At 72.0% G+C, this 13,476-nt stretch carries 10 protein-coding genes; 2 read left to right on the forward strand and 8 right to left on the reverse strand.

Annotation, left to right across the window (positions count from 1 at the left end; translation table 11 throughout):
- From ACZ6CL_RS39235 to ACZ6CL_RS39265, 7 genes are all read right to left on the reverse strand, one after another.
- On the reverse strand, positions 1-2,154 hold a 2,154-nt coding region (locus tag ACZ6CL_RS39235), incomplete at its 3' end, for an Ig-like domain repeat protein (protein WP_468945446.1).
- Between the two features lie 158 nt (positions 2,155-2,312).
- The gene (locus ACZ6CL_RS39240) at positions 2,313-3,854 is read right to left on the reverse strand and encodes an APC family permease (protein ID WP_468945449.1); all 1,542 of its coding nucleotides are present in this window, start codon (positions 3,852-3,854) and stop codon (positions 2,313-2,315) included.
- A gap of 32 nt (positions 3,855-3,886) precedes the next feature.
- Positions 3,887-5,353, reverse strand: coding sequence for an aldehyde dehydrogenase family protein (locus tag ACZ6CL_RS39245; protein ID WP_468945451.1), 1,467 nt, complete (start codon positions 5,351-5,353; stop codon positions 3,887-3,889).
- A complete protein-coding gene (locus tag ACZ6CL_RS39250; RefSeq protein ID WP_468945452.1) occupies positions 5,350-6,507 on the reverse strand; it encodes an aromatic ring-hydroxylating oxygenase subunit alpha in 1,158 nt (385 codons plus the stop codon). The genes ACZ6CL_RS39245 and ACZ6CL_RS39250 overlap by 4 nt, the downstream gene beginning before the upstream one ends.
- 22 nt (positions 6,508-6,529) lie before the next feature.
- Positions 6,530-8,989, reverse strand: coding sequence for a GcvT family protein (locus tag ACZ6CL_RS39255; RefSeq protein ID WP_468945454.1), 2,460 nt, complete (start codon positions 8,987-8,989; stop codon positions 6,530-6,532).
- Entirely contained in the window at positions 8,989-10,074 is a 1,086-nt protein-coding gene (locus ACZ6CL_RS39260; protein ID WP_468945456.1) for an S-(hydroxymethyl)mycothiol dehydrogenase, read from the reverse strand. Before ACZ6CL_RS39260 ends, ACZ6CL_RS39255 begins: the two co-directional genes overlap by 1 nt.
- Before the next feature lie 314 nt (positions 10,075-10,388).
- Positions 10,389-11,186, reverse strand: a complete 798-nt coding sequence (locus tag ACZ6CL_RS39265; protein WP_468945459.1) for an IclR family transcriptional regulator — start codon at positions 11,184-11,186, stop codon at positions 10,389-10,391.
- Between the two features lie 150 nt (positions 11,187-11,336).
- Here ACZ6CL_RS39265 and ACZ6CL_RS39270 point away from each other — a divergent pair, with 150 nt between their 5' ends.
- Positions 11,337-11,675, forward strand: coding sequence for a bifunctional 3-phenylpropionate/cinnamic acid dioxygenase ferredoxin subunit (locus tag ACZ6CL_RS39270; RefSeq protein ID WP_468945461.1), 339 nt, complete (start codon positions 11,337-11,339; stop codon positions 11,673-11,675).
- Positions 11,675-12,886: an NAD(P)/FAD-dependent oxidoreductase gene (locus ACZ6CL_RS39275; RefSeq protein ID WP_468945505.1), complete on the forward strand. Its 1,212-nt coding sequence runs from the start codon at positions 11,675-11,677 to the stop codon at positions 12,884-12,886. The genes ACZ6CL_RS39270 and ACZ6CL_RS39275 overlap by 1 nt, the downstream gene beginning before the upstream one ends.
- Here the strand turns inward: ACZ6CL_RS39275 and ACZ6CL_RS39280 are convergent.
- The gene (locus ACZ6CL_RS39280) at positions 12,834-13,250 is read right to left on the reverse strand and encodes a hypothetical protein (RefSeq protein ID WP_468945464.1); all 417 of its coding nucleotides are present in this window, start codon (positions 13,248-13,250) and stop codon (positions 12,834-12,836) included. The genes ACZ6CL_RS39275 and ACZ6CL_RS39280 overlap by 53 nt on opposite strands.
- Positions 13,251-13,476: the final 226 nt, after the last annotated feature.

Consider the following 13,476-nt stretch of genomic DNA (forward strand, 5'->3'; position numbering starts at 1 on the left):
GGTGGTGACGGCGGTGGTGGTGTCGGCGGGCTGGACGGTCTGGGTGTCGGTGCCGCTGGACGGGGTGTAGTCGGCATCGCCGCTGTAGGCGGCCGTGAGGGGGTAGTCGCCGGCGGCGGTGTACGTGTGCGTGGCGGCGGCGGTGCCGCCGGTGAGCTCGGCGGTGACGGTCGGGGTGGTGTCGCCGAAGTCGAAGGTGACGGTGCCGGTGGGGGTGCCCGCGCCGGGCGGCACGGCGGCGACGGTGGCGGTGAGGGTGACCGCCTCGCCCATCGCGGACGGGTCGGGCGCGGAGACCACGGCGGTCGTCGTCAGGGGCTGGCCCACCGATTGGCTGTCCGTCTCCGAGGAAGACGTGAAGTTCGCGTCCCCGCTGTAGGTCGCGGTGACCGGGTACGGGCTGCCCGCGGCGCCGGTGTACGTGTGCGTGGCGGCGGCGGTGCCGCCGGTGAGGGGGCCCGTGGTGGTAGGGGTGCCGTCGCCGAAGTCGAAGGTGACGGTGCCGGTGGGGGTGCCCGCGCCGGGCTGCACGACCGAGACCGTCGCCGTGGCGGTCATCTGCTGCCCGACGACCGACGGGTTCGGCGTGAGGTCCACCTCGGTGGCGGTCGCGGCCTGGTCGACGGTCTGGGTGTCGGTGCCGACGGAGCCGGTGAAGTCGGCGTCGCCGCTGTAGGTGGCGGTGACCGTGTACGGGCTCCCGCCGACGTCCGCGTACGTGTGGTCCACGCTCGCGGCGCCGCCCGACAGCGGCAGGGTGCTCTGGGAAGTGCCGTCGCCGAAGTCGAACGTCACCGTGCCGGTCGGCGTACCGGCCCCCGGCGCCACGGGCGCGACCTGGGCGACGACGGTGACCGGCTGACCGGGCTGGGACGGGTCGGGCGAGGCCGTCACCGCCGTGGTGGTCGCCGCCTGGCCGACGGTCTGGGTGTCCGTCCCGCCGGAGGGCATGAAGAGGGTGTCGCCGTCGTACGACGCGGTGACGGCGTACGGGGTGACCGACGGGTCGGCGTAGGCGTGGGTCACCGTGGCGGTGCCGTCCTCCAGCTGGGTCACCACGACCGGGGTGCCGTCGCCGAAGTCGAAGGCGACCGTGCCGGTCGGAGTGCCCACCGTGGGCGGGTCGCCCACCACGGTGGCGGTGAAGGTGACCTCCTCCCCGACCACGGAGGGATCGGGTGCCGAGGTGACCGTCGTCTCCGTGGGCGCCTGGTAGCCGAAGGCCCCGGGGACCGTCACGCTGCCCCCGGGGGTGGTGACCGTGAGGTCGGCGGGCCCCGCTGTGCCCGGCGGCGTCACCACGACGAGCAGGGTGTCGGAGAACGCGCGGAAGGACGCAGCGGGGACGCCGCCGACCGTGACGGCGGTGGTGCGGGAGAGTGCGGTGCCGGTCACCAGGACGGTGGTGCCGCCCGAGATCGTTCCCGTCTCCGGGGAGACATCGGTGACCGTGGGCACGGACACGTAGGCGTAGAGCAGTCGGTTGCTGATCCCGCCGGTCGTGGTGACGTAGACCGGGACGGTCCCCGGCCCCGCGGCCGGGGGAGCGGCCACGAGGAGCTGCTGGTCGGAGACGGTGGTGGGGTGGGCGGTGGCGGAGCCGAAGTTCACCAGCAGCGCGGTGAACAGGTTGACGCCGCTGAGTTCGACGACGTTCCCGCCGCCGATCGGACCGGCGGCGGGTACGACGCCTCGCAGGCTGGGCCAGCGCAGGTAGAAGAAGTAGCCGATGCGGGCGCTGCCGCCGGGGGTGGTGACGGTGACCGGCACCGCACCGGTCCCGGCGGGGGTCACGGCCATGATGGTCGCGTCGTCGAGGACGGTGAAGCTCGCCGCCGGGCGGGGGCCGAAGCGCACGTCCGTGGCACCGGTGAAGTGGACCCCGATGAGGGTCACCACGGTGCCGCCGGAGTAGGGGCCTTGGTCGGGGAAGACTCCCGAGAACGGGTTGACCAGGTCGAACTCGCCGGAGGGCGCGGCCGTGAGTACGCCCGTGGGGACCGAGAGGCGGCCGGAGAGTCCCGGCGCCATGAGCGGGGCGGGCCCCCCGGACATGTGGACGACCGTGCGGGAGGCCGGGTCGATGACGGCGACGCGGTTCCCGTGGCGGTCGGTGAGGATGATGAGCCCGTCCGGGCGATGCGGAATGAGCATGACGGCGCGCCTTCCACTCCTCCGGAAAGGATGGGCGGCCCGCCGGATATTGACGGACTCAGTAACCCATTCCGGTGAGGCGCAGGCAACGCCGCGCACAGCGGATCACCCGTACGGCGGAGCGCGGAGAGGCTGCCCCTCCGTGCTCCCCGCGCCCGTCAGACCGTGGCGGCCGTGCCGCTGTCCGTCTCGGACGCCGCCGCGTGCTCGGCCAGCACGCCCGTACGGTGGCGCTGGACGAACCAGTAGTAGGCGAACCCGCCGAGCGCGACCGTGCCCACGAAGAGGAACGCGCCCCAGCGCAGATACCAGTGGTGCGGCGGAGCCGCGTTGTAGACCGCGTCGCGCGGCCACGCCAGGTTGAGGGTCATGCCCGCGCCCCACAGCACCGCGAGCACATTGACCGGCAGCCCGAACCGCCCCAGCGAGAACCGCCCCTCACCCGCCGGAGTCCACCGGCCCCGCACCCTGGCCACCAGCATCGGCAGCGTGACCAGCAGATACGCCACGTAGATCATGATGATGCCGATGCTGGTCACCACCGAGAAGATCTGCGGCTGCCGGATGTTCACGGCCAGCACGGCCAGCGCGAGCAGGCCCACGATCACCGCGGGCAGCACCGGGGTCTGGAACCGCGGGCTCACCCGGGCCATCAGCGACGCGGCGGGCAGGTTGTTGTCCCGGGACATCGCGAACGCCAGCCGCACCGCCGCCGTGTGCACCGCCAGCGCGCACACCGTCACCGCGATCAGCACACACCACAGCATCGCCTTGCCGACCGTCGGCCCGAGCACGTCCAGCACCACGTACTGCAGACCGTCCGTGGACAGCCCCTCGCCGGTCAGGCTCCCGACGCTCATCAGCGCCAGCAGCAGGATCAGCCCGCCCAGCACGAAGGACGCGATGAGCGCGCGCAGGATCGCCCGGGGCGCGTTGCGCGAGGGGTCCAGGGACTCCTCGCCGAGGGAGGCCGCCGTGTCGAAGCCGTACATGACGTACGCGGAGGCCAGCGAGGCGGTGAGGAAGGCGCCCAGATAGCCGAGGTTCTGCCCGGAACCGGTGTGCGCGGTCTCCGTGACGACGCCCGGACCGCGCACCACATGGACGGCGAGGAGAACGATCAGCACGACCGTGGCGACGAGTTCCAGGAACACCCCGGCTGTGTTGATCCGGGCCATCAGCTTCACCCCGAAGGCGTTGACCAGCGTGGTGAAGAGGATGAGGACGGTGGCCAGCAGCACCGCGTTGGTCGCCGTGTCGTACGTACCGGAGCCGTCCCCGATGAACTGGAACGCCGAGGAGATCTGCGGCAGCGTCAGCTGATAGGCGAGGGCGACGGCGGCCAGCGACACGATGGAGGCGACCAGCATCATCCACCCGGCCAGCCAGCCCACATGCGCGTTGCCCAGCCGCTTCGACCAGTTGTAGACGGATCCGGCGACCGGATGGCGGGCGGCCAGCTCGGCGAAGCACAGCGCGACCATGAGCTGTCCGACGAAGACCATGGGCCAGGACCACCAGTAGGCGGGCCCGCCCTGGGCGAAGCCGAAGTAGAAGAGCTGGAAGGTGCCGGTGAGGATGGAGATGTAGCTGATTCCGGCGGCGAAGGTGTGGAAGCTGCCGAGGGTTCTCTTCAGCTCGGGGCGGTAGCCGAACTCGGTGAGTTCGGCGTCGTCCTGCGTAGTGGACACGGTGGACACTCCAATATCGGGCGGGCGAGCCCGGGCGTGGGTCAGGTGAACCAACCCTGAGGCCTGGGGTGGGTGTTGCACCAGATGTGTTTCGCCTCGCGATATTCGGCGAGCCCGCTCGGCCCCAGTTCCCGCCCTGTCCCCGACTGCTTGAACCCGCCCCACTCCGCCTGCGGAACCGACGGGTGGTAGTCGTTGATCCATACGGTGCCCAGCCGCAGCCGGGACGCGACCCGCCGCGCCCGCCCCTCGTCGCAGGACCACACCGCCCCGGCGAGCCCGTACACCGTGTCGTTGGCGAGCCGGATCGCCTCCTCCTCCGAGGCGAAACGTTCCACCGTGAGGACCGGCCCGAACGACTCGTCGGCCAGCACCGACATCCCGCTGTGGCAGCGGTCGAGCACCGTCGGCCGGTAGTAGAAGCCGTCCCGCAGCTGCGGATCGTCCGGCCGGGAGCCGCCGCAGCGCAGCCGGGCGCCCTCCGCGAGCCCGGTGGCCACGTACGCCTCGACCTTCGCCCGGTGCGCGGCCGAGATCAGCGGACCGGTCTGGGCCCGCTCGTCGAACGGCCCGCCGAGCCGGATCTCGCGGGCGCGGCGCACCACCTCCTCCACGAAGGCGTCGTGCACGGGGGTCTGCACCAGCAGTCGGGCACCGGCCGAGCAGACCTGCCCGGAGTGCAGGAAGACGGCGGTGAGCGCGTAGTCGACGGCGCTCTCGAAGTCCGCGTCCGCGAACACGATGTTGGGGTTCTTGCCGCCCAGCTCCAGAAAGGTCCGCTTGACCGTGCCCGCCGCCGCGGCCATGACACGCCGCCCGGTGCGCAGGCCCCCGGTGAAGGACACCAGGTCCACATCGGGGTTGTCGGTGAGCGGGGCGCCCGCCTCGGCGCCCGGCCCCAGCACCAGGTTGGCCGCCCCGTCCGGCAGCCCCGCCTCCGCCAGCAGCCGCATCAGCGCGATGGCCGTGGACGGGGTCAGCTCACTGGGCTTGAGGACGATGGCGTTGCCCGCGGCGAGCGCGGGGGCCACCTTCCACGCGGTCTGCAGCAGCGGATAGTTCCACGGGGTGATCAGCGCGCACACCCCGACCGGTTCGTAGACGACCCGGCTGACGACGCCCTCGGTGCCGGTCTCCACGATCCGCTCCGCCTCGGTGCGCACCAGCTGCCCGTAGTAGCGGAAGCACGCGATCACGTCGTCGACGTCCCCGTAGCTCTCCGTCAGCCGCTTCCCCGTGTCCAGGGACTCCGCGCGGGCCAGGGCCGCCTTGTCGCGGGCCAGCAGACCGGCGACCCGCAGCAGCAGATCACCGCGGGCGGCGACCGGGGTGCGCGGCCACGGGCCGTGGTCGAACGCCTGCCGGGCGGCGGCCACCGCCTCGGCCGCGTCCTTGCCGCCGCCCTCGTCGACGACGGCCACCAGCGAGCCGTCGGCCGGACACCTGATGTCCCGGGTGCGTTCGTCGATCGCCTGGGTCCACTGGCCTCCTATGAAGAGATCCCTCACGGGCATTCCTTCACTTCCGGGGCCGGGACATGGTCGGTCACCCATTGGTGAAAGGCGCCGATGTGGTGTTCGCTGGGCACCAGCACCCCGCCGCCGCGATAGGCGCGCGAGTGCATGGCGGGCTGGGTGCGCTCACAGGCGTCGAAGTCCTGGGTGTTGACCCGGTGGAACAGCTCGACCGACTTGGACAGATCCCGCTCCGACGCCACCACCTCCGGCGCGTACAGCCAGTCACAGGTGATCAGCGTGCGGTCGGCGGCGAGCGGGAACATCCGGTGGACGATCACATGGTCGGGGACCAGGTTGATGAAGACCTGCGGCCGCACGGTGATCGCGTAGTAGCGGCGGTCCTGGTCCTCGGCGATGCCGCTGAACCGGTCGAAGCCCGCGCTGCCGTCGACCGTGAACCCCTGGGCCTCCTCGGCGAACTCGGCACCGTGCCCCACGAAGTACTGCGCCGCCAGGCCGTCGGCGAACTCCGGCAGCACCTCGGTGAGTTCGGGGTGGATCGTCGCGCAGTGGTAGCACTCCATGAAGTTCTCGACGATCAGCTTCCAGTTGGCCTTGATGTCGTACTCGATCCGGCGGCCGAGCGACAGCCCCGCCACGCCGTACCGCTCCACGGCGTCGGTGTCGCCGAGCCGCTCGGCGACCGCCCCGACGACGTTCTCCTCGAACGACGGCGGCTCATCGGCCAGGCACACCCAGGCGTAGCCCAGCCACTCGCGCAGCCGCACCGGCAGCAGCCCGCGCTCGCCGCGGTCCACGTCGGGCATCCGCTGGAGGTTCGGGGCGGCGGTGAGCCGTCCGTCCAGGTCGTACGTCCAGGCGTGGTACGGGCACTGGAGCGAGCGCCGCACCGTGCCCGACTCCTCGGTGCACAACCGGGCGCCGCGGTGGCGGCAGATGTTGAGGAACGCGCGCAGCTCACCGGCGCGATTGCGGGTGATCAGCACGCTCTCCCGGCCCACCTGCACGGTGCGGAACGCCCCCGGCCGGTCCAGGTCGGCGCTGCGCGCCGCGCAGAACCACATCGCCTCGAACAGGTGTTCCTGCTCCCCCCGGAAGACCGAGGGGGAGGTGTACCAGGGGCCGGGGAGGGTGGTGATCAGGCTGGAGGCCGGGGCGGCGGGGGATTCGGGAGCCACGGTCATGGGATTCTCCTCTGGCGGGCAATCAGCGGCGGATGCGTTCCATGCGCGGATCGAAGAGGGGCTCGGCGGCCACGGTCGCGGGGACCTTCTCGCCGAAGTACTCGATGTGAACGGCGGTTCCGGGCACGGCGGCCCCGGCGGGCAGCCAGGCGTAGGCGACGGTACGGCCGATGGTGTAGCCGTACGCGGCGCTGGTCACATAGCCCGCGGGGAGACCGGCCTCTCCTTCGACGTACACCGGCTCGTTGCCCAGGACGATCGCGGCCGGGTCGTCCAGGGTGAGACAGGCCAGCCTGCGCCGCGCCGTCTCCTCGCCGCGGCCCTCCAGGGCCGCGCGCCCCAGGAAGTCGCCCTTGTTCATCCGGACGGCGAAGCCGACGCCCGCCTCGTACGGATCGTGCTCGGTGGTCATGTCATGGCCCCAGGCGCGGTAGCCCTTCTCCAGCCGCAGGCTGTTGAAGGCGGAGCGCCCGGCGGCGATCACCCCGTGCCGCTGCCCGGCCTCCCACAGCGTGTCCCACAGCCGCAGGCCCAGGTCGGCGGTGGTGTACAGCTCCCAGCCCAGCTCGCCGACGTAACTCAGCCGCATCGCGGTCACCGGCACATGACCGATGTACGTGCGCCGGGCCCTGAAGTAGCCGAACGCCTGGTGCGAGAAGTCGTCCCGGGTCAGCGGCTGGACCAGCTCCCGGGCGAGCGGGCCCCACACTCCGACGCAGCAGGTGCCGGGCGTGATGTCGGCGATGTGCACGTCAGCGGGCGCGTGACGGAGCAGCCAGTCCAGGTCGAGGCCGCTGTTCGCGCCGACCTGGAAGCGCTGTTCGTCCAGGCGGGCGACGGTCAGATCGCTCCGTACGCCCCCGGCCTCGTCCAGCAGCAGGGTGTAGGTGACCGCGCCCGGCTTCTTCGCGAGCTGGTTGGTGGTCATGCGCTGCAGGAAGTCCAGGGCGCCGGGGCCGGAGACCTCCAGCCGCTTGAGCGGGGTCATGTCGTACAGCGCGACCCGCTCCCGGGTGGCCCGGGCCTCGGCGGCGGCGATCGGCGACCAGTAGCGGGCCGACCAGGCGTCCCGCTTCGGCAGTTCGAGCCCCTCGGCGAGCGGTGCGTTGGCCTCGTACCAGTGCGGCCGCTCCCAGCCCGCGGCCTCCAGGAAGTACGCGCCCAGCTCCCGCTGGCGTTCGTAGAAGGGGCTGACCCGCAGCGGGCGCGGCTGCTCCACGGGCTGCAGCGGATGGATGACGTCGTAGACCTCGGTGAAGCTCTGCGCACCGCGGTCGGCGATGTAGGCGGGGGAGGTCTGGGCGTCCTCGAAGCGGTACGGATCGCAGGCGTGGACGTCCACGGTCGGCCGCCCGTCGGTCATCCACTCGGCGACGGCCCTGGCGACGCCCGCGGAGTGGGTCACCCACACCGCCTCGGCCAGCCAGAAGCCGCGCACCTCACGGGACTCGCCGACGACCGGCATCCCGTCGGGGGTGAAGGAGAAGACCCCGTTGAACCCCTCCTCGACGCGGCTTTCGCCGAGCGCGGGGATCAGCCCGACGCTGTCCTCCCAGCTGGGCGCGAAGTCCTCCTCGGTGAACGGCAGCGAGGACGGCATCACCGGCGCGTCGTCGAAGGCGGGCACGGCGGCCGGGTCGACCGGCATCGGGCGGTGGGCGTAACTGCCGATGCCGATGCGGTCGGTGTGCTCGCGGTAGTACAGGTCGCGGTCCTGGAAGCGCAGCAGGGGACGGCTCGCCTCGGTCCGCGGGTCGTTCACCCCGGCCAGCTCCGGCAGCGGCGCCGTCTTCGCGTACTGGTGGGCGAGCGGCAGCAGCGGTACGCGGACGCCTGCCATCGCACCGATCAGCGGGCCCCAGAACCCGGCCGCCGAGACGACGATGTCGGCGGGGAAGGTGCCCCGGTCGGTGACGACCGCGGTGACCCGGCCGCCGTCCTGCTCGATGCCGGTGACGGTGTGCCGCTCCAGGAAGCGGGCGCCGCGCGCGCTGGCCCGCTCGATCTGGGCGCGGCAGGCGAGCTGCGCGCGGGCCAGCCCGTCGTCCGGGGTGTGGAAGCCGCCGAGGATCTTCTCCGGGTCCAGCAGCGGCCACAGTTCGGCGCACCGGGCGGGGGAGAGGAGTTCGCCCCGGATGCCCCAGGACGCGGCGAGCCCCGCCTTGCGGTGCAGATCGGCCCAGCGCTCCTCACTGGTGGCGATCTCCAGACCGCCCACCGGGTTGAAGCAGGACAGTCCGTCCGCCTGAAGCGCGGAGAACTTCTCCACGGTGTAGAGGGCGAACTCGGTGAGGGTCTTGGAGGGGCTGGTCCGGAACACCAGCCCGGGCGCGTGCGAGGTCGAGCCGCCGGGGGCGGCCAGCGGGCCCTGCTCCAGGACAGTGACGTCGCTCCAGCTGCGGGCGGCCAGCTCATCGGCGAGCGAGCAGCCGACGATCCCGGCGCCGACGATGACGACGCGCTGATGCCTGTGCCCGGTCATCACAGCACCACCACGGACCGCAGCACCCCGCCGCGCTGCATCTTGGCGAACGCGGGCTCCACCTCGTCCAGCGTGATCGTCTCGCTGACGAACGCGTCCAGGTCGAGCTTCCGGCTGAGATGGAGGTCGACCAGGACCGGGAAGTCCCGGCTGGGCAGACAGTCGCCGTACCAGGACGCCTTGAGCGCGCCGCCCCGCCCGAACACGTCGATCAGCGGCAGGTCGATGCGCATCTCCGGGTCCGGCACCCCGACCTGCACCAGCGTTCCGGCCAGATCGCGCATGTAGAAGCCCTGGCGGTAGGTCTCGGGGCGACCCACCGCGTCGATGACGATGTCGGCGCCCACGCCCCCGGTCAGCTCGCGGACCGCCTCGATCGGGTCGGTGCCCCGGGAGTTGACGGTGTCGGTGGCGCCGAAGCGGGTGGCCGCGTCCAGCTTGGCGTCGTCGATGTCCACGGCGATCACCCGGCGCGCCCCGGCCAGCGCGGACGCGGCGATCGCCGCGTTGCCCACCCCGCCGCAGCCGATGACCGCGACGGTGTCGCCGTTGGACACCCCGCCGGTGTGCACGGCCGCGCCGTAACCGGCCATCACCCCGCAGCCGATCAGCCCTGCCGCCTCGGGCCGGGCCGACGGGTCGATCTTCACCGCCTGCCCCGCCGCGACCAGCGTCTTCTCCGCGAACGCGCCGATGCCGAGCGCCGGGCTCAACGCGGTGCCGTCGGCGAGGGTCATGGGCTGGGCGGCGTTGCGGCTCTCGAAGCAGTACCAGGGGCGGCCGCGGCGGCAGGAGCGGCAGCCGCCGCAGGGCGCGCGCCAGGCCAGCACCACGTAGTCGCCGGGGGCGAGACCCGTGACCCCGGGGCCCACGGCCTCGACGATTCCGGCCGCCTCATGTCCGAGCAGATACGGGAAATCGTCGCCGATCGCACCGTCCCGGTAGTGCAGATCGGTGTGGCACACCCCGCAGGCCTGGACCCCCACCAGCACCTCGCCGGGGCCGGGATCGGGCACGAGGACCGGCAGCACCTCGACGGGTGCGCCCTTTTTCAGCGCCACGGCGGCGCGGACTTCTTGCGGCATGGCTCACTCCTCTGTTCTCCTGCGCGGGCAGGGACCGGTGCGTGGGAGCTGGCACGAGCTGGCATGAATGAGGAACTCGGAAGACGCGGGGAAGTCAGCCGGTTGAACGGCCGCTGGTTACCCCTCAGTTGCGTATAGCGCGGCGTGTTGCGCGATGAGGGACATCCTGAAAGCCGTGTCCACGACGCGTCAAGAGGTGCGCGAAAACCGTCCGTAAACCAGCGCTGACTACGGGTTCCGGTCCCGGACACGACGAAGGGGCCGGATCGGATCCGGCCCCTTCGTCGGTCGTACGGGTGGTGCGTCGTGGCTGGTCAGCCGGGGAAACCCATACGGCGGGAGAGTTCCTCGGCGGTCTTCATCGCGTGCTCGGCGAGGTCCAGCAGCTGGCTCTGGGCCATCCGGTACACCGGCCCCGAGACGCCTATCGCGCCGATCACCGCGCCGTCATGGCCGCGCACCGGAGCCGCGACCGCGTTCAGTCCGATCTCCAGTTCCTCGCACGAGTACGCGAAACCGCGCTCGGCGGCGGTCTCCAGCTGCTGCCGCAGCTCGGCCGAGGTGGTGATCGTGTGCTCGGTGAACCGCGGAAGCTTCCGCGTCACCAGCCGCTCCCGCCGCTCGCCGCTCAGATGGGCCAGCAGCATCTTGCCGCTGGCGGTCGCGTGCAGCGCGGTGCGCCGCCCCAGCCAGTTGTAGGCCGTGACCGCCGCGGCCCCGCGGGCCTGCATGATGTTGACCGCCGCGTCCGAGTCCAGCACCGCGATGTTGGCCGTCTCGCCGGTCTCGTCTGCCAGCGCCCGGCAGACCGGGGCGCCCTCCTGTGAGATGTCGAGCCGGATGGCGGCCGCGCCCGCCAGTCTGAGCACCCCGGCGCCCAGGTAGTACTTCCCGCGCTCGCGCTCCTGGGCGACCAGGCCGCGGTTCTCCAGCACGCCCAGCAGCCGGAACGCGGTGGACTTGTGTACGCCCAGCTCATCGGCGATCTCGGTCACTCCGGCCTCGCCGAGCTTGGCGAGGATCTCCAGAACGCTGACCGCCCTGTCCACCGACTGCACTGCCCCGGAGGCCCCCCGCTTGTCTTCGGCCCGGTCCTCGGTCGTGTTCGTCATGGGTCTGATCTCACCATCCGATGGCTCCGAGTGGGGGCCTGTCGACGGGCAACTCTTGACGGCTGCCTTCCCAATCTGGATTCTGTTGCGCATCGCGCATTTCGGTGCGCCATTCACAACGCATGATACCGATCAACGTGAGGGGGGCCAATGATTCCCGTCTGCCGTATCGAGGATCTGCCGGAAGGTGAGTCGGTGCGCATCGAGGCCGGCGACAGCCACGCGGCGATCGCGGTGTTCCACTCCGAGGGTGCGTTCTACGCCGTCGACGACACCTGCAGCCACCAGGACGCCTCCCTCTCCGAAGGCTGGCTCGAGGGCTGCTACGTCGAATGCCCGCTGCACGCCGCCCTGTTCGATTTGCGCTCCGGCATGCCCACCTGTCTGCCCGCCCGCAAACCGGTACGTACGCATGCGGTCACGGTGGTGGACGGAATGCTCTGTGTCCACCCCCTGGTGCCCGCTGCCCAGGAAGAAGCCGTCGCATGATGCGGACGGTGACCGTCGTCGGAGCCTCGCTCGCGGGACTGCACGCGGCGCGCGGTCTCCGCGACCAGGGCTACGACGGGCGGCTGGTGATCGTCGGCGAGGAGCGCCACCGTCCGTACGACCGCCCTCCGCTGTCGAAGGCATTCCTTACGGATCAGGAAGAACCGGACGGCGGGCTCGGCCCGCTCGCCCTCACCGACCCCGAGGACGAGGCCGAACTGGACGCCGAGTGGCTGCTCGGCGTCCGGGCCGACCGGCTGGATCCGGCGGCGGGCTCGGTCGCGCTGGCCGACGGCCGTACCCTGCGCACCGATGGCGTCGTCATCGCCACCGGGGCCGCGCCCCGGACGCTGCGCGCCACCGCCCTGCCCGGGGTGCACACCCTGCGCACCCTCGACGACGCCCGGCGGCTCCGCGCCGAACTGCGGGCGGGGGCGGCCCGGGTGGTCGTCATCGGCGCCGGTTTCATCGGCGCCGAGGTCGCCTCGTCCTGCGCCGCCCTCGGGCGGGACGTCACCGTGGTGGAGGCCGCGCCGCTGCCGCTCGTTCCGCAACTGGGGGAGCGCATGGCCCAGGTGTGCGCTGCCTTGCACGCCGCGCACGGCGTGACCCTGCTGTGCGGCACGGGCGTCGCCACCCTGCGCGGCACCGATCGCGTCACCGGTGTCGAGCTGGCCGACGGCCGGGTGCTGCCCGCCGATGTGGTCGTCGTCGGGGTCGGGGTGCGCCCGGTCACCGGATGGCTGGAAGGCTCCGGGCTGGCCCTGGACGACGGGGTGCTGTGCGACGAGGGCTGCGCGACCGCGCTGCCGACCGTCGTCGCCGTCGGCGACGTGGCCCGCCTCGCCCAGCCCGGTACGGGGCACACCGTACGGGCCGAGCACTGGACCAGCGCCGCCGAACAGGGCGCGGTCGCCGCCCGCAACCTGCTCGCCGGGGCCACCGTCGAACCCTTCGGCGCGCTGCCCTACTTCTGGTCCGACCAGTACGGCGCGCGCATCCAGTTCGCCGGGCGGCGCGACCCCGGCGACACCGTCCGGATCGTAGAGGGCAATCCCGATGAGGGGGCGGGCGCGGAGGCGGCCGGTGGCTTCCTCGCCGTCTACGAACGGGGCGAGATCCCGACCGCCGTGCTCGCCGTCAACCGCCCGAAACCCTTCACGCGGCTGCGCCGCGAGCTCGCCCGCGCTCGGCTGCCCGTCGCGCGCTGACCGCCTCCTTACGGGCCCGCCGCCGCTGGCGGCGCATCTCCCGCGCCGAGCTGCTGGGCCGGGAGACCACCCCGTACCGCTGGTTCCACACCTGCCGGGTCACCCAGACGTCCAGCACCCCCCAGGTCGCCACCACCGTGCTCGCCACCGCGATGAGCACGGCGGGGAAGGCGAACCACGAACCGGCGAACGCGCACAGCACCGCCACCATCGCCAGCACCATCGTGACCGCCACGATGATGACCGCCCGCACCGCCGACGTGCGCACCGGATCGGGCAGCCGCCGCCTGCGGGCGGGCTCCTCGGTCCATAGCGCCCGGGCCCCTGGTGCCGGGATGTCGCGATCCTTGTCCATGGTGTCCATGACGTTCCCACCCCTTTCGGCGCTGCCCCGGTCCGGTCGGTCACACATGGCGGGACTTGGGTCGTATGCACCCCTAGTGTGCCTTGTTGGATCACGAATGGCAGCGATCGGTGGTTCCCGTGGGGAGGGGAAAATCGGCCAACGGTGTCCGGCCCTGCGCACACCGTGACCGGCGTCGTTGTGCCCCTCCACGCGGGGGTTAAGTCCGATAATCATCTGACAACTG

This window comes from Streptomyces sp. NPDC041200 (assembly GCF_055591805.1).

Bases quoted from the DNA above. Each gene is read 5' to 3' on its own strand.
- ACZ6CL_RS39250 (WP_468945452.1), bottom strand. From the start codon at position 6,507: ATGACCGTGGCTCCCGAATCCCCCGCCGCCCCGGCCTCCAGCCTGATC.
- ACZ6CL_RS39255 (WP_468945454.1), bottom strand. From the start codon at position 8,989: ATGACCGGGCACAGGCATCAGCGCGTCGTCATCGTCGGCGCCGGGATC.
- ACZ6CL_RS39260 (WP_468945456.1), bottom strand. From the start codon at position 10,074: ATGCCGCAAGAAGTCCGCGCCGCCGTGGCGCTGAAAAAGGGCGCACCC.
- ACZ6CL_RS39265 (WP_468945459.1), bottom strand. From the start codon at position 11,186: ATGACGAACACGACCGAGGACCGGGCCGAAGACAAGCGGGGGGCCTCC.
- ACZ6CL_RS39270 (WP_468945461.1), top strand. From the start codon at position 11,337: ATGATTCCCGTCTGCCGTATCGAGGATCTGCCGGAAGGTGAGTCGGTG.
- ACZ6CL_RS39275 (WP_468945505.1), top strand. From the start codon at position 11,675: ATGCGGACGGTGACCGTCGTCGGAGCCTCGCTCGCGGGACTGCACGCG.
- ACZ6CL_RS39280 (WP_468945464.1), bottom strand. From the start codon at position 13,250: ATGGACACCATGGACAAGGATCGCGACATCCCGGCACCAGGGGCCCGG.